18 protein-coding genes are annotated in these 23847 nt (G+C 46.1%); 12 read left to right on the forward strand and 6 right to left on the reverse strand.

The window, feature by feature from the left end:
* The first annotated feature begins 78 nt into the window (after positions 1-78).
* From ACLFWI_RS07105 to ACLFWI_RS07115, 3 genes are all read left to right on the forward strand, one after another.
* Entirely contained in the window at positions 79-426 is a 348-nt protein-coding gene (locus ACLFWI_RS07105; protein ID WP_446412363.1) for a translation initiation factor, read from the forward strand.
* Positions 427-533: 107 nt separating this feature from the next.
* Entirely contained in the window at positions 534-1100 is a 567-nt protein-coding gene (locus ACLFWI_RS07110; RefSeq protein ID WP_446412348.1) for a Uma2 family endonuclease, read from the forward strand.
* A 379-nt stretch (positions 1101-1479) separates the two neighbouring features.
* Positions 1480-2379 (forward strand): hypothetical protein, encoded by a 900-nt coding sequence (locus ACLFWI_RS07115; RefSeq protein WP_446412349.1) that lies wholly within the window; start codon positions 1480-1482, stop codon positions 2377-2379.
* Positions 2380-2462: 83 nt separating this feature from the next.
* Here ACLFWI_RS07115 and ACLFWI_RS07120 read toward each other — a convergent pair whose 3' ends face one another.
* From ACLFWI_RS07120 to ACLFWI_RS07130, 3 genes are all read right to left on the reverse strand, one after another.
* Positions 2463-4178: a helicase HerA domain-containing protein gene (locus ACLFWI_RS07120; protein WP_446412350.1), complete on the reverse strand. Its 1716-nt coding sequence runs from the start codon at positions 4176-4178 to the stop codon at positions 2463-2465.
* Positions 4179-4372: 194 nt separating this feature from the next.
* Complete coding sequence (locus ACLFWI_RS07125) at positions 4373-5695, reverse strand: hypothetical protein (protein WP_446412351.1); 1323 nt, start codon at positions 5693-5695, stop codon at positions 4373-4375.
* A 215-nt stretch (positions 5696-5910) separates the two neighbouring features.
* Positions 5911-6426 (reverse strand): hypothetical protein, encoded by a 516-nt coding sequence (locus tag ACLFWI_RS07130; RefSeq protein WP_446412352.1) that lies wholly within the window; start codon positions 6424-6426, stop codon positions 5911-5913.
* Between ACLFWI_RS07130 and ACLFWI_RS07135 the strand changes: the two genes are divergently transcribed.
* Positions 6425-7645 carry an RNA-guided endonuclease InsQ/TnpB family protein gene (locus ACLFWI_RS07135; RefSeq protein WP_446412353.1) on the forward strand — a complete coding sequence of 407 codons (1221 nt, stop codon included), beginning with the start codon at positions 6425-6427 and terminating at the stop codon, positions 7643-7645. The genes ACLFWI_RS07130 and ACLFWI_RS07135 overlap by 2 nt on opposite strands.
* Here ACLFWI_RS07135 and ACLFWI_RS07140 read toward each other — a convergent pair.
* Both ACLFWI_RS07140 and ACLFWI_RS07145 read right to left on the reverse strand, forming a co-directional pair.
* Complete coding sequence (locus ACLFWI_RS07140; RefSeq protein WP_446412354.1) at positions 7635-7877, reverse strand: ferredoxin-thioredoxin reductase variable chain; 243 nt, start codon at positions 7875-7877, stop codon at positions 7635-7637. The two genes, ACLFWI_RS07135 and ACLFWI_RS07140, sit on opposite strands and share 11 nt — an antisense overlap.
* Before the next feature lie 444 nt (positions 7878-8321).
* Positions 8322-9401, reverse strand: a complete 1080-nt coding sequence (locus ACLFWI_RS07145; protein WP_446412355.1) for a PIN domain-containing protein — start codon at positions 9399-9401, stop codon at positions 8322-8324.
* Positions 9402-9821: 420 nt separating this feature from the next.
* Here ACLFWI_RS07145 and hemW point away from each other — a divergent pair, with 420 nt between their 5' ends.
* The 6 genes from hemW to ACLFWI_RS07175 all read left to right on the forward strand — a co-directional run bounded on the left by hemW (position 9822) and on the right by ACLFWI_RS07175 (position 20063).
* A complete protein-coding gene (gene hemW / locus ACLFWI_RS07150; RefSeq protein ID WP_446412356.1) occupies positions 9822-11084 on the forward strand; it encodes a radical SAM family heme chaperone HemW in 1263 nt (420 codons plus the stop codon).
* 321 nt (positions 11085-11405) lie between these two features.
* A complete protein-coding gene (locus tag ACLFWI_RS07155) occupies positions 11406-14198 on the forward strand; it encodes a TIGR02921 family PEP-CTERM protein (RefSeq protein WP_446412357.1) in 2793 nt (930 codons plus the stop codon).
* Between the two features lie 161 nt (positions 14199-14359).
* Positions 14360-14755, forward strand: coding sequence for a hypothetical protein (locus tag ACLFWI_RS07160; RefSeq protein WP_446412358.1), 396 nt, complete (start codon positions 14360-14362; stop codon positions 14753-14755).
* 106 nt (positions 14756-14861) lie between these two features.
* Positions 14862-15818 (forward strand): polyamine aminopropyltransferase, encoded by a 957-nt coding sequence (speE, locus tag ACLFWI_RS07165; protein WP_446412359.1) that lies wholly within the window; start codon positions 14862-14864, stop codon positions 15816-15818.
* 643 nt (positions 15819-16461) lie between these two features.
* The gene (locus ACLFWI_RS07170) at positions 16462-18717 is read left to right on the forward strand and encodes a CBS domain-containing protein (RefSeq protein ID WP_446412360.1); all 2256 of its coding nucleotides are present in this window, start codon (positions 16462-16464) and stop codon (positions 18715-18717) included.
* A 146-nt stretch (positions 18718-18863) separates the two neighbouring features.
* Entirely contained in the window at positions 18864-20063 is a 1200-nt protein-coding gene (locus ACLFWI_RS07175; protein ID WP_446412361.1) for an HhoA/HhoB/HtrA family serine endopeptidase, read from the forward strand.
* A gap of 276 nt (positions 20064-20339) precedes the next feature.
* Here the strand turns inward: ACLFWI_RS07175 and ACLFWI_RS07180 are convergent, their stop codons facing one another.
* Positions 20340-20897: a hypothetical protein gene (locus ACLFWI_RS07180; protein WP_446410640.1), complete on the reverse strand. Its 558-nt coding sequence runs from the start codon at positions 20895-20897 to the stop codon at positions 20340-20342.
* A 290-nt stretch (positions 20898-21187) separates the two neighbouring features.
* Between ACLFWI_RS07180 and ACLFWI_RS07185 the strand changes: the two genes are divergently transcribed.
* Together ACLFWI_RS07185 and atpD are read left to right on the forward strand one after the other, a co-directional pair.
* A complete protein-coding gene (locus ACLFWI_RS07185) occupies positions 21188-22237 on the forward strand; it encodes a choice-of-anchor L domain-containing protein (protein WP_446412362.1) in 1050 nt (349 codons plus the stop codon).
* 216 nt (positions 22238-22453) lie between these two features.
* A partial coding sequence (gene atpD / locus ACLFWI_RS07190; RefSeq protein WP_446412364.1) for a F0F1 ATP synthase subunit beta occupies positions 22454-23847 on the forward strand: 1394 nt, incomplete at its 3' end.

Here is a 23847-nt window from a genome sequence, read left to right on the forward strand (position 1 = left end):
AACCCGCCCTATTCACCGATAAATAAACAACAAAACCCGCCCTATTCACCGATAATTGAACAAAACGATTTAAACGCTATGTCTAAACGCAAATCCTCTAACTCCTCCCAAAAGCGCGTAGCTTACCAAGAATTTGGTAGTAATCCGGCGGCTACGGAACGGGCGGTTCAAGAACTTCCGCCCAATCAGCAAAACTTGCGCGTTCAAGCTTCTCGCAAAGGGCGCAAGGGGAAAACCGTTACGGTGATTAGTGGTTTTCAATGTAAACCGGACACCTTAACCCAACTGCTAAAACAGCTTAAAACTAAATGTGGTAGTGGCGGTACGGTTAAAGATGATACCTTGGAAATTCAAGGGGATCATGCTCATAAACTGCTGGAAATTTTGACGCAGTTGGGGTACAAAGCCAAAATCAGTGGCGGTTAGCGTCTTTTGTGAAAATGTTGTAGGCAACGGGTTTAATTAGGTGTGGGTGCAAATATTGCGCCCCTACATTTGCTATACTATGGAAAACCTTTTATAAAAAAAATACGATGATTGCTGCTCCTGAACATCCCTATCTTACACCTGATCAGTATCTCACACTGGAGGAACAGAGTCCCATCAAACACGAATATATTGATGGGCAAATCTATGCTATGGCTGGAGCCAGTGACCCTCATGTTACGATTGCTGGAAATCTTTTTGCTCTACTCCGTAGTCATGTCCGAGGTTCGGGTTGTCGAGTCTATATTTCCGATATGAAAGCCCGCATAGAATCACTGAATCGATTCTATTATCCTGATGTTATGGTCACTTGTGACCCACGGGATCAAGAAACCTCGACTTATAAACGATTTCCGACTCTAATTGTTGAAGTTTTATCGGATTCTACTGAAGCGTTTGACCGAGGGGATAAATTTGCGGACTATCAGGAACTAGAAAGTCTACGTGAATATGTATTAATTAATACTAAACGGCAACGAGTTGATTGCTTCCGCCGCAACGATAAAGGGCAGTGGGTGTTACAGTTTTATGCTCCTATACAGAAAGAATTTATACTTGAAAGTATTGATTTTACAGGAACGTTGGTAGCGATTTATGAAGATGTAGATTTTTAGTTAAAATTTTCGCCCTGATCATCAGCCCGGAGTTCAAACTCCGGGCTAATAGCTGAAGTCCATTAAAATGGACTAAGTAGTCGGACAAACGAAAACGACACCCCATTAAGTTTCGTAAATCGCCCTCAAACCCTTACTGTTCCCTGTTCCCTGTTACACACCGAGCGTGTTACTGAGCGTGTTACTGAGCGTGTTACTGAGCGAAGCCGAAGTAAGCCGAAGTAAGCCGAAGTAAGCCGAGGTGTTCCCTGTTCCCTAATCTCAACCATTAACTTTAATTGTGTCCACCTATTTAAATGTCTTATCCCCTTGTCTGAAGACGACTTTCGCTTTTGGCTTAAACCCAAGGAGAGTTAAGGCGACTTATTACGATAATCTCATGAATGACGAAATTTTTTGCAAAAACAACATCAATATGATGTTGAAGCGATCACAAACTAAAGTTATTTTTCCGGTAATTACTCTCGCATTAGTTAAAGAATATTTATCTAACCAAAAAACTATTTTTTCAAACTCTGAGATTAAATCTGCGTATCAGAGAACTGTTAATGATATGATTGATTATTTGCAACATGATTTACATATAGGAGGTAAATACTATGATGCCTATCCGTCTAGAAACCTACCCAAATATGGCGTGTTAAGAATGATCAAGAGTGGTGAATATGAATTTATGTCACCCTATACAAATAATGCTCAATTACTGGATCAATGGATTCCGGAAAGAATTCAGCAACATATTAGCGGTAAACTGGGCGAAATTCCTCTCTTAAACAATCGGGGAATTCGCTCTGAACTATCCTTGTACAATCATCAATTTCTTAATTTCATAGAAGAGAATATTCGTCAAAATTCAACCAATTTTGAGATATTCAGCTTTGCGGTTATTAAAGTACATCTTGAGAAATTTTCCTGTAGACTTTATCGAGATACACGCACATCAGCTAATGATAGCGGAGTTGATATCTCGACTAATTTTGGCGTGGTTTATCAAATTAAGAAACTTAAGGTTTATAGTAAAGCTGTAGCGGATGATATCTATGCGGAACTTAAGGGAAACTTTGATCGGGCACGATTGAGTGATGGTAACGTGATTTTGATTATCGATGATATCTCGAAAGACATTAAAAGTTACTTGATTAATATGAAGGTTCAATCGATTACTGTCAAGGAAATATTAAAATTAGCGTCTCAATTTGAAGATATGGAAGACCGGGAAAAGATATTAAGGATTATTTATGATGAATTTCACCGCGAATATTCGAGCAATCTTGGTTAAGGTTACTGAAATCAATTGCTTGAATTGAGCGTTTGTCATGAGTATTTCCAGGCTTATGGCGCTAAAGCGCAGACTACGAACCTTTAAAAGCCTAAATCGGCTTTGGCGGCATCGGCTGCGGCAAATACCTCTTCATCTGACTTTTCATCCCAAGAGGGTTCGCCAATTTCTGTGTAGAATGTTTGATCATAAGGACGAGTTCGTACTACAACTGGCATGGGTACGGCGTGTCCCAATATTAATGCCTGTTGTTTGGAGTCTAATTTAGCTAACACCGATCGCAAACTTTGTCCCCCGGAAACCCCGGTAAAGATCGCCTCGATGTCTTTGTCATCATTCAGTAAACAGGTAATCCGGGTGCCAACCTGGGACATAACCTCATTATCAATCCCCGATGGACGCTGATCGACAATCAGTAATGTAACGAAATATTTCCGCATCTCCCGGGCGATAATGCCAAAGATGGTTTGACGTACTGTGGCTGAATCTAGGAAACGGTGCGCCTCTTCAATCGTAATCACCAATGGGCGCGGGCGATCGCAGGGATTTTTGCTTTGCAGAAACTTCTCCGCCTTCCGCACATATTTACCATGAATGCGGCGTGTCATCACATTCGTGGCTAACATATAGGAGAGCATATTCGATTGCGAGCCAAATTCCACTACCACATGTTTTCCCGCATCCAAGGATTGTAAAATCTGGTCAATATAATTTTGGGGACAAGTACTTCGTATGTACTTTAACTCCTCCAGACGCAGTAACTTGCGCTGTAATGCCATAATTGAGGACTTATTTCCCCGCTTCTCATCGCAAAATATCTGGATATCTTCATTCGTCATATTCAGGAGTTGAGTAATCCAGGTTTTGCCAAACTCATTGCGGAGAATAATCGCATTTTCTAGACTCGCCTCAGACAGGTTTAACTCCCCGCGCACCAGCATAATATCTTCGACTTCAATTTGATCGAAACCAAGATACATGGTTTGGGCGTCTCGAATTCCTCGGCGTTGGGTGGATTCGGGGTCAAGGGTGTACACTTGGACTTGATTGGGAAAGAGTTGGCGTAATCCTTTGACGGTACTAAATTGTTTTCCTTCTGATACGGCTTCCCATCCATATTCGGAGTGCATATCGAAGATTAAATTAACCGCCGCTTGCTTGCGAATAATCCCGGATAATAATAAGCGAGTCAGAAAAGATTTCCCGGTTCCCGATTTGCCAAATATACCGTTACTGCGTTCTACAAACCGATCCAGGTCTAAGCATATTGGTACTTCCATGTCAAGGGGTTGACCCACGGAAAAATTCCGTCGATGGGGGTCATCTTCCCAGCCAAATACCCTGCGGAAATCGCGTTCACTGGCGTCATAGACTTGGGAGAAGTGACTGGGAATCGTTTTCACCGGAAGCAATTCGTCGTCGTCATCACTACTTTGAGGTTGAAATGACGCTAAAGGACTTTTACCATTCAGGTTAAGGTTGGCTGTCTCGCGTTTTCCCTCCGTTGGCGTGAACATTAGCATCGGAGTTAAATTGATTGTCCCAAACGTGCCACTTCCGGCAAGAACCTCACGTAAAAAGTCATCATCGGGATGGGGGGGATTCGCCCAAATCCGCTGACTGGAGGTTCCTAGCGCCACATCCGTCAGCATACAGAAAAAGCGCGATCGCATCCCTTGAACCACCAGAAACTTACCCACGCGCATATCTTCCACGGAGACATCCGCCTCCAATCGCACTTCCAATCCGCCGGAGAGAGAACCTTGAATGAGTGAACCTAAGCGTTTATCTACATCCATCACTGCTAGGGTTTGAACGAAGCCAAGCCTATCTTATCGTTCTCTTCTGGGTTATAGGGCGTTTTCTTGGGATTTAATGGGTAAATTAGCAATATTTTGAAGAAAACCCGATGATTCACGATTTGTTTTGTCAGTATTATCTTCTTTTTCGTCCTTATCTCGTCACACAAACGATGCACCCTATAGCGATTGGATCAATGGCTTAGCTGTAAACCTGTTCCTTCCCGGCGATTGCGGAGATCATAATAAATGATCGCTTTAATAATTTGCCAAAATGGCATGACTAAAAGCCACATGCAGGCAAAGGCAATAATGAGTAACGGGACTAACATTCCTAATGCCGTAAGTAATGCCTCTAGCGATGGATTAATCAATACAGTGGGAATTGTTATCACTATAGGAATTAAGATGATTAATCCTAGAGGTATTGTGATTAGAGTCGCAACGACAATTATCCCCATAATATTGGGAACAAATCCCTTGCTTAACTCCCAACTGCGGTTAATGGCAGTTTTGGGCTTTATATTCCCTTCTACGGCTAACGGTAACTCAGTAATAAAGAAGTGGGCATAGACCCAGAGGTAAATGCCGAGAGTAACTAAGTTAATAATAGCTTCTAGACTTGGTGCTATTCCCACGATGATTCCAGAGGCGATAGACAAACCAAACTTTACCCCAAAAGCAATCAAACCAATTAAAATTTGAGCTGTCCAGAAATCCCAGATGTTCCGATCAAGCTGATTGTGAATACTCTCGATAGTTTCCGGTTGTTCTGCAAATTCACTGATGGCATGACGTGAAATAATAGCCTGGATTTGATATAATTTTGCCCATCCATAAATCGGTATTATTCCCCACAAAAATGCCTGAAATGCCAGACCCAAATATAATTTGAAACGATTGCGATACAAACGCAGACTCGCACTAACCACATTACCCACACTCAGAGGTTTCAGGGGTTGGCGAGGTTGGGAATGGCTGGAGTGAGTGCTACGGTGTGAGGCATGATCCCTTGGTTGTCGAGTCTGTGAAGATGTATACCCTCCAGCAAAAGCCTGTCGAGGAACTTTGGCAAAATTTGAACCTGGTAGTGGTTCTGAAACAGAGGATCTAATATCATCAACATCCGAGGATATATCGTTTTCGGAAGCAACATCTGTAGGACTTTGATGCAGATTTAAATTAGGATCGGAATCATGAACGTCTGCGACTTGATCAGGTGAGAATTCTATCTCAAAGCTTTGGTTCCAAGCAAAAGAGTCTTGTCCTTTCTGACGCCCATGAATTTGCACCGTTTTAATCGTCTCAATGCCTAACTTGGTTAAACCCTGACGAATAAAAGAAACCATCGCCTTTTGGTTGGGAATTTGCGCTGATTCCACCAAGACTTGCAAACAATCGTCTGTGCGATTAACTTTGGCGATGATGTGCTTGGCTCGCAGTGAGCGGTTAATCATTGCCGCAATTGCTTTCGGATTACCTTGTTTAGCGAGCTTTAACGTGTTTGGCTCAGCCATAGCCCTGTCTCCAATTGGGGTAAGTTCGGATTAGATCGAAGTGATCAGCAGACACCAAAGAACCTTCATAAGTGACTCTAAAATTCGCGGCTGCTTTTACGTAAAATGCCCCGTTTTGTGATATTTATTTACATTTCCCAATAAAACGTCAGGAAAATAGACTTGTCGATTTCCGGCTACAGATGGTAAGGAAACAGGGAATCGGGACTTCAAGATTAGAATTGAAATCCGAGTAAATTCCAGTATGCCAAAACGCCGATGAAAACTAAGGCGGCTAATGTGATCACAGAATAATGCGATCGCGCCCCAAACGACCAATCGTGATTTTTCCAAGCTAACACCGTAAAAGCCAGTAATCCCACGCTAGCCAAAGCGGTTAAGATAGGAATTGCCAAGAATGCGATCGCGACAGGGGGAACGCCGTAGGCTAACTTCCAGACGCCGATTAGCCAGAGTGACAGGGGTAAGCCAATCAGGAAGACTAGATTTAACGTTGCGATCGCTCCCGCTAATAGCCACGCTGAATTATATTGCTGTTTATCCGAACTCGGCTTGCCCCGCCATAAAAGAGAAAGTGTCAAACCACCCGAATCGCGAGGGGCTACCCCTTCAACGAAGTAAGGGGTAGGGGGAGAGCGGGAAGTGCAAGGGTTCGATACCCGTAGCACTTCCATTTGTACAGACGCTTCTTTCATCGCGTCTGTAACGCCCGTTGGTATAATGGTAGCCATGAAACAAGTGCTGACGATAGTCGTAAAGCTTCAACCTACGCCTGAACAAGCTGCCAAAATTGAGGCAACCCTTCAGGCGTTTGCTGCTGCTTGCAACTATGTCAATGAACACACAGATCCAAAGCTGACGAACAAAATTGCGATTCAGTCTCTGACTTACCAAACCATCAAGAGCGAGTTTAACCTCGTGGCCAACATGGCAGTCAGAGCTTGTGCGCGTGTAGCAGCTAACCGCAAGGTAGCTAAACACAAAGGTAAGCCTGTTAAATGGTTTGCCCCAACCAGCATCGACTGTGACAAAGACTTGTTTCGGTTTCGCGAACATGATTGGACGGTAAGCCTTGCAACTACTCACGGTAGAGAGCGAGTTAAATTAAAAGTCGGCAACTACCAGAGAGGAAAACTCAAAGGGAGAAACCCGACTTCTGCTCACATAAGCAAACACCGTGATCGTCAGTTCTACTTGCACATCCAAATCAAAGATGATGCCCCAGACTCGCCAATTACCGACAAAGTAATTGGCATTGACTTAGGGCGGCGCGACATCGCCGTTACGTCCGAAGAGAAAAAATGGGACGGTTTGCATATCCAATCAGTTCGAGATAAGTTTTCTCAAGTTAGGGCATCTCTCCAGAAGAAAGCCCCGAAAGGCACGAGGACAACTCGGCGTAGATGCCGGGAAGTTTTGAAACGGCTGTCGGGGAGGGAGAGACGTTATCAACAATGGCTCAATCACAACATTTCCAAGTCAGTGGTCAAACAAGCGGTTGAGTTAAGTGCCTCAATTGCTATAGAAGATTTAACCGGGATTAGGGAAAGAACTAACGAGCAACCCAGAAACAAGACTGAACGCAGACGCTCTAATTCATGGGCGTTTTACCAATTGCGCCTGTTCATTGAGTACAAGGCTCTTGGCGCTGGTGTTCAGGTTATCCCTGTTTCCCCTGCCTATACCTCCCAAATGTGTCACAATTGCCTGCACATTCACCCTGTAAAAGGAAAGTCTTACCGTAGTGGCAAGATTTTCAAGTGCAAGAATTGTGGCTGGCATGGAGACGCTGATTTCAACGGAGCCAATAATATTGCACTTGTGGGGCTGTCTATAAACCAGCCTGGAGGCACGGGGTTATCGTGCAAGCTAAACCGAACTCCCAGATATGTTCAGCTTAGCTTGTTCGATGACTTCAGGGCTACTGAAAACCCAGACCTCAGCCGTTAGGCAGGTCTGGGTAGTTTATTTCTAACTCATCTTCCCGGAAGTGACCGCGAAACTTTTTATCAAATTTAACCTGAATCGGTAAGTTAGCGCTCACGGGTCGCCCTTGCCATTCTGTAACGATAGCAATGACTTCGCCTTCCATACCCTTGATATCAAACGGCTCATTGCGGTGGGCAGGATTGTGGTAAACAATAACAGATGTCTTAACTCGAACGCGATCGCCAACTTTCATCGAAAATTAGGGTTAGTAAGGGGGCGGATGGAAACCCCTGTCATTTATGCTTATGGAAGAATTCGCCCTCTTACATAAACAGCAGCCCGACAGGGCTTCCGAGAGAAGCTGTATTGGTATCCATCCTTCCCGTGTACACGACTGCAATATTTAAATTTGACTGAGCGCTCACACCGAAGTCCGAGCGCGGTCGAGGCTTTAGACTGGTCAGGTTTGGTCTTTTTTCAAGCCCCCGGCTTACAGCCGTGGGGTTCCTGACAAAAAAAGCTCATTTTCGCTTAAACAGCCTACATCTTGCCAGAAATTACTCTGGCAATCCTAAACCATTTTGACACAGCACGGTTCCTTCCTAGAGATTAGTTTGGCAACGGATCAAAAACGGTGCTGATTTTCCAGCACCGTTTCCAGAAGTATAGCCACCTCAACCGCAGCCGATTCATAGCTTCACGCCGCCACAGAAGCTTGAGGACGAGCAAAAATCATCCGTCCTGCAGATGTCTGTAAAGCAGAGGTGACCACAACTCGCATTTCAGCGCCGAGGTGGTTACGTCCTTCTTCCACAACCACCATCGTGCCATCGTCTAGATAACCTACGCCTTGAGAGGGTTCTTTCCCCTCCTTGAGGATTTTCAGTTCCAGGCTATCACCCGGCAGATAAATTGGACGTACAGCGTGAGCCAGGTCATTGACATTGAGTACCGGGACTTTTTGCAAATTAGCCACTTTACTCAGATTGTAGTCATTCGTCAAAAGCGTGCCATTAATTTCCTGAGTAAACCGCACCAATTTGGCATCCACTGTCTGAATATCCTCATAATCAGCCGGGTGAATAATCAGGCGTTCCGGATAAGCGGTTTGCATGGCTTTGAGAATATCCAACCCACGTCGTCCCCGAATCCGCTTTTGATCATTCGCTGCATCGGCTAACTGCTGTAACTCTTGCAACACAAACTGGGGGATGAGGAGTTGACCCTCGACAAACCCCGTATTCAACAGTTCCTCAATGCGACCATCGATAATACAACTGGTGTCGAGTACCTTACTCGCCGCGGGCTTGAGCGTCCCTTCTGCTACCAACATCGTGTCCAAGCTGTTTGGATTAATCAGTCGCAAAAAAGTCCGACCGTGGGTATCTGCCAGACTGATTCCCAGAAAGGCAAACATCACACTGCCCAAAATTGCCGCCAGGGGCTTGATAAATGCAAACTCAGAGGGAAAAGGTAGAAAGAAAATCGGGGCTAGCATTAAATTCGCTAACAGTAGTCCCAACACCAAACCGACTGCCCGGGTTAAAATTACCTCAATTGGCAGTTGGCGTACCTGCTTTTCCAAACGACGATAGGTCACCTGCACCGTTAACCCAACCGCAAAACCGATAATGGCGGTAAAACTGGCTAAAATCCAGCGCAGCGCCTCCAGATTGGTAATCTGTTCTTGTACGGAAGACGGAAGCAGTTCAACAATGTCGAACCCTACACCTGCTCCTCCTAGGATGAATAAAAGAATAATGACAAAATCAAGCATGGTTCCAATCCAAGTGGTTTATCTGGCAAATCTTTCGATTCTATTCAAGATTTATAATGATAGAGGTTAATCACGTTTATTATATCTTTCCCTCCATTTTGTTTTCCTATACCTATCGGCTTAGCTCAAATATTCAGGTTTTCGTATAAGTGAGTACATTTCTAGCCCTTTTTTGTTAATGACTCAAGATTTTTTCTAAAAATACCTTGAAATAATAAGTCTGTCAGGATAAATGGTGAGAATCATTAGGGAACAGGGAACAGGAAATTCAGCTTCATCATTCATAACTGATCATTCGGATATCATTGGTGGTCATAAATTAAATGATATTTACAAAACGTAATCTTCTTGAGTTTATTTCCATTAATCTACTAATTGTTAATCATACGTTAAGAATTATTCCCGAATTTTCCGCCTAATATGTTAAATTTTTCAAACAAATCTGAGAAAATCATCGAGATGGGAATTGCCCATTCCGCCTACATCCATATCCCCTTCTGCCGACGCCGCTGCTACTACTGTGACTTTCCTGTATCTGTAGTCGGCGATAAAGCCAGGGGCAGCACCTCCGGCACGATTGAGGAATATGTTGAGGTCTTAGCTCAAGAAATTCAAACAACACCAGCCTCGACTTGTTCTCTCTCAACCATTTTCTTTGGTGGTGGCACCCCCTCTCTGTTATCCACTCAACAGTTAAACCGCATTCTGGATACCTTAGCACAGCAGTTTGGCATAGCTACCGATGCTGAGATTTCCATGGAAATAGACCCAGGCACATTCGACCTGTCGCAGATCAAAGGATACCGGGATGCGGGCGTGAATCGAGTGAGCCTGGGAGTTCAAGCCTTTCAGGATGAACTATTGGGTATTTGTGGGCGATCGCACCAGCTTAATCATATCTTCACCGCGGTCGAGTTGCTCCGCCAAGTAGAGGTTCCCGACTGGAGTTTAGATTTGATTTCTGGATTACCCACTCAAACCTTAGAACAGTGGCAGGAATCCTTGACAGCTGCCATTCAGCTTGCCCCTACCCATATCTCATGCTATGACCTGACTATAGAACCCGTCACCGCCTTTGGACGACAGTACAGCCCCGGCATTTCTCCCTTACCGACTGACGAAACCACAGCTCAAATGTACCGCATTGCCCAGCAACTCCTCACTGATGCCGGGTATGAACATTATGAGATATCCAACTATGCTTTACCAACTCACCAATGCCGACATAATCGGGTGTATTGGGAAAACCGTCCTTTTTACGGATTTGGTATGGGGGCGGCTAGTTATATCCAGGGGCGGCGGTTTACTCGCCCCCGCACTCGGCGAGAGTATTATACTTGGGTGCAACAGTTCATTGAAGCGAATGGAATCTGGGAAAGTCCAGAACTCTCGGACATGGATGTTTTGTTAGAAACCCTGATGCTAGGACTACGCTTGGCAGAAGGTGTGAGTCTATCGACACTGGTGCAGCAGTTTGGTGAGAAGACTCTCGAACAGATTGCCACAACGTTGCCGCCCTACTACGATAAAGGTTGGGTAGAGGTTATGGAACCAGATGGGAAAGCCTGGGATTGGCATAATGCCCAGAAACTACCGATGACTGGGCGGCTGAGATTAAGTGATCCAGAGGGGTTCTTGTTCTCCAATCAGATTCTGGCTGATTTGTTTAGTCGCTGTACGTGAGTGAGGGTGAGTGAGGGTAAGGGAAATAGGCTGGGTTACCAATTTGACCCAAGAGTGCCGGAACAGAGGTTTTGCCCAGGTAGGCAGCGTAAAATAGATAGCCTATTGCCAGATGACCACATTTTTGTTGCACTAGAGCAAATACGGTGGCAAAGGTAAGACCATAGAGAAAGGCAGCGACAGCGAAGAGGATAGTTAGTCGCAGGGATTCTACTTTTTGAACGATTATGAATTTTTAGGCATAAAATGGCAGATATATTTGAAGACTAAACAACAATCCCCGGTCTTCCGGAAAAATCCTAACTTATATCATTGGGTTTTATGAAAAAAAACACAACCCTGAAAACACTACTCCATACGACCAGCCATGCTATCTTTTGGCTCTGGAATCTTACCTTTTTGCTGGTCGTCTACTTTGGTCTATTGCCCCAGATAGGAGGGGATTTGGTCGTCGCCATATTTTCTGGTGAGATTGAAACTGAATTCCTCCTCCCCTTGGTCGGTCTAATCGCCGTACCCACCGTCTGTACCTTGATTGGATGGTGGCGTTTGCGCCGACAACCTTTAGAGCTAATGCGTCTATTCTATGGCGTAGAAGCTCCCCTATTTGCCCTGTGCCTAGTTCGCCTATTCCTGCTGCGAGAACTCACCCCCGCTAGCACCTTGATTGTAGGAACAGCAGTGGCGTGCATGCTGGCATTTTTCCTGGAAGTGCTGCATGGCTATGCTCAACGAAATCAAAAATTAGCATGGCTACAACTGTTCGCTCACAGCTTGATGCTGTTGGTTGGTGTATTCGCCGGACTATTACTGCTATTTTATGCCGTACCTGCGGCGGCGGTTTTAGTACGTCAGTTTTTTACCTTTTACTGGGTAGACGAACTGTGGTCAATTTTACAGTATGACCCGTCTTTCGCCTTTTGGGGAGCACTTTGGCTTCTACTCTATGGCTTTAGCTGTACGTTATTCTTAGGGATGCCCTCGGCACTAGCAGCCTTATATGTCCAATCCGGGCATCGTATCTTAAACAAATTTGCCTCCCAGTATGGCAAAAAACGCACGGTTCAGGGTACGGTTGCTGTAATCAGTGTCTGGATGATTCTGTTTATCTCATTCACGACACAGCCCCAGGTCAAGGCATTTAAACTGTTGGCTCAACCCGCCCAAACCGATAGCGCCCGGACAGCCCTCTTAGCCCAGTCGGAGGTGATTCGCACCGGACTGCTGAACGCCTATTTGTCCTCTTATCGCTATCTCAGTCCAATAGAAGATAATAACCATATCCAGACGATGTATCTTAGCGTCTTTGGTTTACCAGAGTCGCTTTGCCAGTTTTTACAGGAAAGTTATAACCAACTGATGTCGCCGTTTTTGTACAACGGTTCGGGTTCAGATATCGAAAAAGCCGAAAAACTCTACGCCGAATTCTTTGACACTCCCATCCAAAAAGCCGAGCGCAAGGCAGTACAACGCGCCTTGCAATCCACGGCAATTGTAGACGAGGCAAAGGCAGGTGTCTTGAATATTAACCAGAAAAAGGTATGGCTGCGATCGCAACAAGTCAGCGTTACCGAACAGGGGGATTGGGCGGAGGTGGAACTCTATGAGGTGTATGAAAACCAAACCAATGATGTCGAGGAAATACTCTACTATTTTTCCTTACCCGAAAGCGCCACAATTACAGGCTTGTGGCTGGGGGACACCGATAAGCGATCGCAAAGTTTCCCTTTTAAAGTTTCACCACGGGGGGCGGCGCAAAAGGTCTATAATTCCCAGGTGAGGCGATCGCGACCCGTTGATCCAGCGTTACTCGAACAGGTTGGACCCCGCCTTTATCGCCTCAGAGCCTTCCCAGTTCCGCCCAAATTATCATTTCGGGAGCAAAGAGACTCAACCGAACGACCCACGCAAATGCATCTGTGGTTAACTTATAACGTGATGCGACAAGCACAGGGATGGGCGCTACCTCGGTTAGCAGAGAAACGGAATATATTCTGGACAAAGGACACCCAACGCTTAGGCAATAAAGAGGCGATCGCAACGTCTGAAGATGAGTGGCTTCCTGAATTTTTAAGAGCCACCGATCAGCAGCCGCCAAAAATTCATCAAGTGAATTTCCCACAGGGGTATCAGATTACGGCAAAACCACTAGCTAGAGAGGATTACACCTTACCCCAAGGCAAACGGTTTGCCGTCGTGGTGGATAGTTCACGCAGCATGTCAGCCCAGGTTAAAGCACTGATAAAAACCTTCAATTGGTTAAACCAACAGGGCTTCGCGGATAACAGCTTTGCCAACAATGATGCCGATTTGTACATAACGACTGCTGCGGGGAAACCACCTCAGCGTATCGACGATATCCGGACATTTAATCCGGCGAAGATCACGTTCTATGGTACGCTCCAATATCAACAGATGCTGCAACAATTTCTGCAATTGCAAGGTGATACGCCTTATGACGGCATTTTACTGATCACGGATCAGGGAAGTTATGAGTTATCCGAGGACAGTAAAGATGGGTTAGAAATGCCTGCACCGTTATGGATGGTTCATCTGGGGGCATTACCACCCGCCTATGATGATGCGACCTTACAAGCTATCCAAGATAGTGGGGGGGGTGTGTCTACAGAACTCCCAGAGGTCTTGCAGCGATTGGCAACAAAGGCAGCATTAGCCCCATCGGTGGTGAGTGTTGTGGATGGCTATGCTTGGTCGATGGCAAAAACTCCCAGTGAAACAACGGCTAACAAAGGTTTTGAGCCGTTAGCCGCAAGGCAACTCGTTAACGGATTGAGCCAACAAATACAGGGAAATAATCTGGCTCAACTGGATGCCATTCATGCGATCGCCAAAACCTATAACTTGGTGACGCCCTACTCATCAATGATTGTCCTGGTTAATGATCAGCAGCGAGAGGCACTCAAGCAAGCTGAAGCCGAAAATGATCGTTTTGATCGGAAGGTGGAAGATGGACAAGAACAGCTTAATCAGCCGAATAATCCTTTTTCCACCCCTGTGCCTGAACCTATAAATGGTATGGTTGTCAGTTCGCTAGCGATCGCGCTGATCCTATTCCTCAAACGTCAGCAACAATTGAATCAGAGGGCATCGTAAAGGTTCATCATCAATCACTTGATCGGCGGCGGCAAATTTCCTCTCTCCACCTAGAAATCCGGAGTCATTGGCGATATGGGCGTATCCAGTATATAGTTTTAGCGATCAGCTTACCTTCATGGGGATATACCAGGGAGCTGAGACCCAAATTCGTGGCGCAGATGGATCAAGATGAAATTAAACGATTAGGTGCTTCCCTCAGACAGATCGATCCAGGGATATTAAGCCCAGCGAAAGAGGGGATTACCAAAGTTTGGTATCAAGGAGGCGAGCCTTATTTTGATGTAGTGGTAGAACTTCGCCACGGCAAAATTGAGTGGTTTCAATTTACCTTGCGGGGTAAATCGATCTCTTGGAAACCGGAGTTCTCGGGTTTACAAACGGGAAAAACGAATGAATTACAAACTGATGACCTGACGTTTCATCCAGCCAGTAAATTGATTGAACATAACAACCAAAAAGATCATAAATTTATTCAATTAGCTGGCGCTATTCTACAAACTCGCGCCGATGAACCTATCTTCAAGCAAATTCTGACATTGTTCGATGCGGCTTAGAGCGTCGGGGTAAGCTAAACCTGGCATTCTCCCGTTACCTGTTGTCAGTTGCTTATTTCTGTAATAATGACGATCTGTGTAATGTAATTAGGAAGGAGGGGGCTGTATGGCTGGTAGTCAGGTTGATGCCGATTTGTGGATCAGCGAATATATCACGCCTTGGGATATCTATATTCACGGGATTACTAAGGTTTTGGCTTACAAAAAAACAGCCTATCAGGAAATGTATATTGTGGAAACAGGAGCCTATGGTAAAGCCTTAGTTTTAGACGGCAAATGGCAGTCTTGTACAGGGGATGAGTTTATTTATCATGAAGCCCTGGTTCACCCCGCTATGATTAGTCATCCTCATCCGCGCCAGGTTCTGGTATTGGGCGGGGGTGAAGGGGCAACAGTGCGGGAAATCCTACGTTGGAAAACCGTTGAGCAGGTGATGATGGTGGATATTGATGGTGAGGTTGTGGAGGCTTGCCGACAACACCTGCCAGAAATGCATCAAAATGCCTTTGATGATCCTCGAACTCAACTGGTTATTGGTGACGCTCTAGAGATTTTAGACAACATGGAGCAACAGTGGGATATTGTCATCTCCGATTTGTCTGATCCGATTGAAGAAGGACCATCCTATAAGCTGTTTACCAAAGAGTTTTTTGAGAAAGTTCAGCGCGTTCTCACACCCAATGGGTTTTTAGTCCTGCAAGCTGGACCGGTGGGAACGTTCGCGGTCAAAGCCCATGCTCGTCTAGTGAACACCTTAAATAATGTTTTTCCACATATACACTCCTATTGTTGCTACACCCCCACCTATGGTGAACCCTGGGGATTTGCGATCGCGTCTGCCCAAGCCATTGACACTCAACCCAATCCGGCTACCGTTGACCAACACCTGCAAGACAAGACAACGGGGGGCTTTCGCCTAATCGACGGTGTGGCGTTATTAGGACTGTTACAAACTCCTGCCTATATCCGTCGTGCGATCGCCTCGGAAACTCAAGTCTATACCTTAAACGAACCGCCAAAATTCTTTGGCAAGGGGACATTGAATCAATCCCCTCAATCGTGATCGACTGCCTGAGAATGCCGACCTGATACCGAGTTGCGCTTAAACGTAGTGGATAGGAAGAGCTGGGGGAGCTAGGGGAGCGGGTGAAGGGGGGCTCACAAGGGTAGGTTTTTTAAGATTGGGGTTGAGGTAAGACAAGGTAGACAGGTAGACCAGTAGACAAGGAAGAGTGAGAACGAAAAATAGGGCGTTTCGGCTTTTAGAAGTTAGTTTGACCGAACAAAATGCTGTACGGTTTTCCCCCCTTGTCTTCTTTCCATCCTTGTCCTCCTTGTCTTGTCCCCACCCTCAAGTAAAAAACCTACACCTGTCAGGCGGGTGAAGGGGGGGGAGAGAAGGTGATGATGTAACAAATTGTTGCAATAAGTGTAACGATTTATTGCAGCATTAAAAAAAATAGACAGAAAAAAGGAAGACAACAGCGTAAAATTGCCAGTAAAACCAAGTAACTGAAGTTCTCAATACTTTCAGGGTGCGACTCTCATATTTACTAGCTGATGCTCCTCCTTGGTAGGTGGATAGCTGTCATAGCTATCGAATAGCTCATATCATAACCAAGCTAACCTGTCAAGCTTTATTGAATCAGTCACCATCCCGGTAATTCTGCCCAGCTACGCCGATCTTCACCCCAGAGACATTGCTCATGCAGCCTAATGGTCTGCCGTTCCATTCCTTAGCTCTAGAACCAGCAATTGATGCTCATTTTTTGACCGTCGCACCAGATACCCCGCTGGTGGATGTCTTGGCGCTAATGAGTCGATTTCGCAGTTGCCGATTACCCCCCCAAGCGTTAGGAACGGACATGAGTCACATCCCCGTGCATCTCCCACAAATTTCCTGCCTGTCTCAGGAAGAAGATGCCCTGTTTGGGGTGGCGAATACGGCGGCGGGTTGTGTATTAGTGATGGAAGGAGCGCGACTGGTGGGCGTATTCACCGAGCGCGATATCGTTAGGTTAGCAGCAGCGGGTCTTCCCTTAAGCCGAGTCAATATTTCGGAAATCATGACCCAACCTGCGATTACGCTGCAACCGTCGCCGTCTCACGATATCTTTACCGCATTGGGACTCTTACGCCAGCATCGGATACGTCACCTGCCGATTGTCAATGAGCAAGGGCAACTTATGGGAATTGTCACCCATGAGAGTATTCGCAAAGCCCTGCAACCCGTTAACCTGCTAACGCGATTGCGCTGTGTGCAAGATGTAATGACCACAGCGGTGATTCATGCACCCGTAACTACAGCGGTGCTACAGTTAGCCCAGCTCATGACAGAGCATCAAGTCAGTTGCGTGGTGATTACTCAAGTTAGAGATTCGGAAATTCAGCCTGGAGAACAAGACGCCCTCACGCCAGCCGGATGTTCTGCTCCTTTGACTAAAGCCTCTTGCTCATGTCCAATGCTTTATTCTCAGTCCCTGATTCCCGTGGGTATCGTCACGGAACGCGATATTGTGCAGTTTCAGGCACTAGAACTAGATTTATCGCGCCTGAATGCTCAAGAGGTGATGAGTACGCCCCTATTTTGTCTGGGTCCCTCGGATTCCTTGTGGCTCGCCCATGAACAAATGCAGCAGCATCGGGTGCGACGGTTGGTTGTTCGCGGCAATCAGGGAGAATTAGTGGGGATTGTTTCCCAAACCAGCCTACTGCAAGTGCTTAACCCCGTGGAAATGTATGGGGTAATCGAACTACTGCAACAGGCGGTGGAAGAACGAACCTCGGAATTAGCCCAGACGAATGAACGGCTACGCCACGAAATTGGGGAGCGTCAGCGAGCGGAGTTAGCCCTGCAAAAATCTCATGACCAATTGAAAATTCAAGTTGAACAACGCACAGCACAGCTTACTCAAGCCAATGTCCAGCTCCAACAGGATATTCTAGAACGCCAACGGGTAGAAACAGCCCTGCGGCAAAGTGAAGCCCAGTTGAAAAAACAAACCCACGAACTCACACGCATGATCCAGCAACTGCATTCTTATCAAAGTCAGTTGATTCAGAGCGAAAAAATGTCGTCTTTGGGACAACTGGTTGCTGGTGTGGCTCACGAAATTAATAATCCGATTAATTTTATTTACGGTAATATTGCTTACGCTTCTCAGTATGTTCAGGACGTGATGGGTTTGCTGGAACTCTATGAGCAGTATTATCCCCAGCCTGTATCCGAAATTCAAGAAACGACCGAGGACATTGACTTAGAGTTTGTCAAAACGGACTTGCCTAAACTGATTAACTCGATGAAACTGGGTGCCGATCGCATTCGCAATTTGGTGCTGTCGTTGCGGAATTTCTCCCGCTTGGATCAAGCGGAAATGAAATCAGTGGATTTGCATGAGGGATTAGACAATACGTTGTTGATTCTACAAAATCAGCTTAAAGCGACGCCCGGTCTAGTTGAAGTGCAGTTGGTGAAGGACTATGGGGATTTACCCTTGGTGGAATGTTATCCGGGACAACTCAACCAAGTGTTTATGAATCTACTGAGTAATGCCATTGATGCACTCGAAGAGTTGAGACAGTTAAAGGCTCAAGCCCAGTTGTCTAATGGACAATCCTCTAGTCATGATCCCACGATTGTGATTCAGACCGCAATTAAAGACGTGAAGCGTCCTAAATCCCAGGCAAAATCATTGTTGGTGAATCAATGGGTGGTGGTTCGCATTGCGGATAATGGAGCTGGGATGACTGAGATTGTGCGTCAACGTCTATTCGATCCGTTTTTCACCACTAAACCAGTCGGAAAAGGCACGGGTTTGGGGTTATCGATTAGCTATCAGATTGTCGTGGAAAAACATGGGGGATATCTTCAGTGTAATTCTGAACCGGGGCAAGGCAGTGAGTTTGTGATTGAAATTCCCCTGCGACAGCAGACTCATTTCTCGATGATCTCTCCCCAGTAGTAGAGACGTAGCATGATATGTCTGGAAGCGAAAGGTAGAGGCACTGTGAAAAGGAAAGTTGTACAATTAGAGGCAGCAACTCAGCGCAATGGGCGAGTTGCGATCGCGCTTGTCATCCCCTGCAAAAACTATCCGTTTCCAAAACCATGAGTTTATCATTAAAGCAGCTAACCGTTTATCTGACCTTGCTAGGCTTAGGCGGTGGAGCAGGGGTTTTAGGTAGTCGTTACCTTATGGCTGAACCCCAAGGGGTTAATCCTCCAGAAGCGGTGCCGGCGGTATTGGAACCCTTAGCCCCAAGACGCTCCAATCGTCCAGCTCCCGGCAATCTCAATTTTATTGCCCAAGCCGTCGAACAAGTTGGACCGGCGGTGGTGAGAATTGATGCGGCGCGTCAGATCAGCCAAGATGTTCCCGAACCCTTTAGAAATCCCTTCTTTCGCCGCTTTTTTGGCAATGAGATGCCTGTCCCTGAACCTCGCGTGGAACGGGGAACGGGATCGGGTTTTATTCTGGAGTCAGATGGGCGGATTATTACCAATGCTCATGTTATCGACGGGGCGGATATCGTCAAGGTTACACTGAAGGATGGGCGGACGTTAGAGGGTCGGGTGTTAGGAGCAGACCCGGTAACCGATGTGGCGATTATTAAAATTGAGGCAGAAGATTTGCCCACCGTGCGCTTGGGTAAAGCCGATGAGTTGATTCCTGGGGAATGGGCGATCGCGATCGGGAATCCTCTGGGTTTAGATAATACAGTAACTGTTGGTATCATTAGCGCTTTAGGACGATCGAGTTCTCAGGTTGGTGTTCCGGAAAAACGAGTTAGCTTTATCCAAACCGATGCAGCAATTAATCCTGGAAATTCCGGCGGACCCTTATTAAACGCCAATGGTGAAGTTATTGGGATTAATACGGCGATTCGCGCCAATGCTCAAGGATTAGGTTTTGCTATCCCCATTGAAACCGCTCAACGCATTGCTGAACAGCTTTTTGAAAAAGGTCGGGTTGACCATCCTTATCTGGGAATTCAGATGGTAACATTAACCCCAGAGTTACGCAAAGAAATTAATCAGGAGCGAGATGCTGGTTTGAACGTGACTCAAGATCAGGGTGTATTAATCGTCCGCGTCGTTCCTAATTCCCCAGCTCAACAAGCGGGTCTTGAACCGGGTGATATTATTCAAAAAGTTGGCGGAAAAGCGATTAAAACTGCCTCGGATGTACAAGAAGAAGTAGAAGCGAGTGCAGTTGGAGCGAATCTTGATATTGAAGTGAATCGTCAGGGGAAAACGAAAACGATTCTCGTGAAACCGGGAGCGTTTCCGGTCAATCAATTAGATTGACTCCTTCCCAACTAATCCTGATTGGGGTATGGTTGGATTCTTCTTGCCAAAGTCGATAAAATATCGCACTGGGGGGATACGTTAGGACATCAGTTGCTCTCAAGAGGGAACAGAGTACAGAGAACAGGGAACGGTTGTATGTAGTGCGAGCGTCTCGCTCGCTATCTTGTATGGTTTTTATCTATTAAGCCTTAAAATTTGCTGAACCTTTAATCGTCCTTTGCACTTTTATTTTTAAGGGTTTCCGGTTTGTGCAGCAAGTCTTACCACAAACGGTTAATCCTGCAAGAGTTGCACCACAAACTCAGCCGCCGTCAGATAACGTCGCCATTCTCTCCCATTCTCAAGGGGTTGTATTCCCCACCCTGGACAGCTATCCGGCTTTTCCCATAACGTTAGATGTTCCACTGGGGGGTCAGCATAAAAACGACTGTCACCACTTCCCAATAAGGCGGAACTCCAGTGGGTAAAATAATCGTGACTCAGCCGATGAATGGGAAACGTTCCATATAAGGGTACACCCCACCCATCCAACGCCACTAGCGCTTTCACGGTTCCCCCCACCATCTGCCATCCCCATGCTGCACCAATCGCACCGACTACTCCGGCACTAAAACTGATAAAAGTAAGGGAGGTGTTCACGGGGATGATCTGACGCCGCAAATAGTTCAAAATATGAATAGCTGAATATGCCGGATACTCGTGGCTGGGAAAAAGTAATAGTTGCTGAACACGCCCTACATTGCCAGAGTCACAGCGTTGTAACCCAGCTAAAAACTCTTTTGTCAACTGTGAATTGTGAATACCGGGACAAATGATAACTGCTTTGTGCATTATAGTGACGTAGTTTTATTTCTGCCTTCTTGCACGAGGCACTAGCGTAAAATACTAATCTATTACAATTTCCGTTGGTTTCTGATCCCCATGGGTTTCTGCTCAACGTTAGAGGTGATCCATCAATTATTTTGTTTAGATAGTAAAATAGAGGATAACCAGAAAATTCTCTAAATATTAGAGCTTTAATATAACTTTACATTAGTGTATTATTTCTGTGAAGACAAGCCATAGAGCTTGAAATCAACCAGACGACTGTGCAACTATTTTCCTTGAAGGAGGGAAAAACAATGGGGCTTCTACCAATCAAGACGACAACGACCACTATTGCAACAACGGCTCTTCTGAGCTTGTGGGGACTGCCAGCGATGGCATTTACAATTACGCCCGGTGGCAATGCTCAAAATTTACTTGATGTGTTGTTAGGGGATACGACCGGACTGAGTAAATTTGGTTTAGCAGTTTACGATGATCTAGGCGAAGTGAATGATGAAGCCTTTGGTCTTTTCAACAACGATCCTTTCGGTCTGGGTGAGGGCATCGTTTTGAGTACGGGTAAAGTCGCAGACTTACCTGGACAAAACACGCAAGATGGAGGAGTAGATTTTCACGGGGGAGATCTCAGCGACTTGAGTAAAGATTTTGAGCCACAAAGCCCTTCCTATGAACAGAGGGAAATAGGGATGCAAGGGGATAACATGACTTTGGAACTCAGCTTTGATGCCGATAGCACAGTAGATAAGGTATTCTTTGAATACGTCTTTGGCTCGGAAGAATTTGTCGAATTTGGGGGGACGGAGTTCAACGACTCGTTTAACATGTGGCTGAATGGAGAGTCCTTGGCTATGTTGAGTGATAATCAACCCGTTACGATCAACAATTTAGTTCCTGACCCCAAAGACCCAACCTCGTATCACCCTGACTTTATTTATAATCCTGTCGGGTCTGGCGTCAATACAAGACTGGATGGCTATACCAAAAATTTGACCTTTGAGGGTCAGCTGATTAAAAATAGCACAAATACGATCAGGATTAATGTTGCAGATTGGGGTGATGGTATATTAGACTCTGCTGTCTTCATTAAAGGCAAGTCTCTCGGAACAAAACCACCACAACTAAATCCTCAACCCAATGATGATCCGCCTGATGAATCCCCATTTCCCTCAGACGACCCTGTAACTGATCCGGGAACAGATCCTGGATCTTTATTTCCCCCAGATGACCCAGAACCCCAGAGTGTGCCAGAACCATCCGGCTTACTCGGATTGCTGGGAGTGGCAACCTTAGGGTTTCGGACAATGCTTAGACGCAAACAGAAAGCTCACTTACAAGAACACTGAATGCGATTAGCTAATTCCTCACGGGCTACTAGGTTTGCGATACCCATAAGTGGTAATCTAGAGAGCGGTATTGTTAAGCTCTTAAGCTGTGACAACTCCACAGACTGACTCGATGGAGCATAGTGTGGGCTTCTAGAAATAGCAAGCCCTTTGTCACCTGAGTGCTTTATGAAGTCAGAAGCACGCTCGTTATCCCAGAATATAATAGACGCAAGCATGGTAGCCACCACAGAAAAAACAAACACCGGCGTTATTACTCAAATCATCGGACCTGTTGTCGATGTTGAGTTTCCTGGCGGCAAAATGCCCCGGATTTACAATGCTTTGAGAATTGAAGGTAAGAATGCAGCAGGACAAGATGTTGCCGTAACCTGCGAAGTGCAGCAGTTACTCGGTGATAACCAAGTCCGAGCCGTTGCCATGAGTGGTACGGACGGCTTAGTTCGAGGGATGGAAGCCGTAGACACTGGCACCGCCATTAGTGTTCCCGTAGGCGGTGCTACCCTGGGACGAATTTTCAATGTGTTAGGTGAGCCTGTCGATGAATTGGGTCCGGTCAATACCGAAGAGCGATCGCCGATTCACCGTTCGGCTCCTAAATTCACCGAACTGGAAACCAAACCGTCGATTTTTGAAACGGGTATTAAGGTTGTAGACTTGCTGGCGCCCTACCGTCGCGGCGGTAAAGTTGGGTTGTTTGGTGGAGCGGGTGTTGGTAAAACCGTGATCATTCAAGAACTGATCAACAACATTGCCAAAGCTCACGGTGGTGTATCAGTTTTTGGTGGTGTGGGCGAACGCACCCGCGAAGGAAATGACCTTTACAACGAATTTAAAGAGTCAAAGGTTATCAACGAAGAAGACCTCAGCCAATCTAAAGTAGCGCTGGTCTACGGTCAGATGAACGAACCCCCCGGTGCCCGGATGCGTGTCGGTCTGGCGGCGCTGACGATGGCGGAACATTTCCGTGATGTCAACAAGCAAGACGTGCTACTGTTCATCGACAACATCTTCCGGTTTGTGCAAGCGGGTTCAGAAGTATCTGCACTCCTCGGTCGGATGCCTTCGGCTGTGGGATATCAGCCCACACTGGCTACAGAAATGGGTGAACTGCAAGAGCGGATTACTTCAACCAAAGAAGGATCAATTACCTCGATTCAGGCGGTCTATGTCCCAGCCGACGACTTAACCGACCCCGCACCAGCAACCACCTTCGCTCACCTTGATGCGACGACGGTATTATCTCGTGCTTTAGCCTCGAAGGGAATCTACCCCGCTGTAGACCCCCTTGATTCAACGTCAACTATGCTCCAACCCAATATTGTAGGTGAAGAGCATTACCAAACGGCGCGTGCTGTCCAGTCAACCCTACAGCGCTACAAGGAACTCCAGGATATTATTGCGATTCTGGGTTTAGATGAATTGTCGGAAGATGACCGTCTGACGGTGGCGCGGGCGCGGAAGATTGAGCGCTTCTTGTCTCAGCCTTTCTTTGTGGCGGAAGTATTTACAGGTTTACCCGGTCAGTACGTTTCTCTTGACAAAACGATTAAGGGATTCCAAATGATTCTGAATGGAGAATTGGACGACCTGCCCGAACAGGCATTCTA

It is taken from the genome of Coleofasciculus sp., assembly GCF_046539235.1.
In the GTDB taxonomy this organism is placed as follows: Bacteria; Cyanobacteriota; Cyanobacteriia; order Cyanobacteriales; family Coleofasciculaceae; genus Coleofasciculus.

What these genes read in the sequence shown, in the direction of transcription:
- ACLFWI_RS07105 (WP_446412363.1), top strand. Translation starts at nt 79, where the DNA reads ATGTCTAAACGCAAATCCTCTAACTCCTCCCAAAAGCGCGTAGCTTAC.
- ACLFWI_RS07110 (WP_446412348.1), top strand. Translation starts at nt 534, where the DNA reads ATGATTGCTGCTCCTGAACATCCCTATCTTACACCTGATCAGTATCTC.
- ACLFWI_RS07115 (WP_446412349.1), top strand. Translation starts at nt 1,480, where the DNA reads ATGAATGACGAAATTTTTTGCAAAAACAACATCAATATGATGTTGAAG.
- ACLFWI_RS07120 (WP_446412350.1), bottom strand. Translation starts at nt 4,178, where the DNA reads ATGGATGTAGATAAACGCTTAGGTTCACTCATTCAAGGTTCTCTCTCC.
- ACLFWI_RS07125 (WP_446412351.1), bottom strand. Translation starts at nt 5,695, where the DNA reads ATGGCTGAGCCAAACACGTTAAAGCTCGCTAAACAAGGTAATCCGAAA.
- ACLFWI_RS07135 (WP_446412353.1), top strand. Translation starts at nt 6,425, where the DNA reads ATGAAACAAGTGCTGACGATAGTCGTAAAGCTTCAACCTACGCCTGAA.
- ACLFWI_RS07130 (WP_446412352.1), bottom strand. Translation starts at nt 6,426, where the DNA reads ATGGCTACCATTATACCAACGGGCGTTACAGACGCGATGAAAGAAGCG.
- ACLFWI_RS07140 (WP_446412354.1), bottom strand. Translation starts at nt 7,877, where the DNA reads ATGAAAGTTGGCGATCGCGTTCGAGTTAAGACATCTGTTATTGTTTAC.
- ACLFWI_RS07145 (WP_446412355.1), bottom strand. Translation starts at nt 9,401, where the DNA reads ATGCTTGATTTTGTCATTATTCTTTTATTCATCCTAGGAGGAGCAGGT.
- hemW (WP_446412356.1), top strand. Translation starts at nt 9,822, where the DNA reads ATGTTAAATTTTTCAAACAAATCTGAGAAAATCATCGAGATGGGAATT.
- ACLFWI_RS07155 (WP_446412357.1), top strand. Translation starts at nt 11,406, where the DNA reads ATGAAAAAAAACACAACCCTGAAAACACTACTCCATACGACCAGCCAT.
- ACLFWI_RS07160 (WP_446412358.1), top strand. Translation starts at nt 14,360, where the DNA reads ATGGATCAAGATGAAATTAAACGATTAGGTGCTTCCCTCAGACAGATC.
- speE (WP_446412359.1), top strand. Translation starts at nt 14,862, where the DNA reads ATGGCTGGTAGTCAGGTTGATGCCGATTTGTGGATCAGCGAATATATC.
- ACLFWI_RS07170 (WP_446412360.1), top strand. Translation starts at nt 16,462, where the DNA reads ATGCAGCCTAATGGTCTGCCGTTCCATTCCTTAGCTCTAGAACCAGCA.
- ACLFWI_RS07175 (WP_446412361.1), top strand. Translation starts at nt 18,864, where the DNA reads ATGAGTTTATCATTAAAGCAGCTAACCGTTTATCTGACCTTGCTAGGC.
- ACLFWI_RS07180 (WP_446410640.1), bottom strand. Translation starts at nt 20,897, where the DNA reads ATGCACAAAGCAGTTATCATTTGTCCCGGTATTCACAATTCACAGTTG.
- ACLFWI_RS07185 (WP_446412362.1), top strand. Translation starts at nt 21,188, where the DNA reads ATGGGGCTTCTACCAATCAAGACGACAACGACCACTATTGCAACAACG.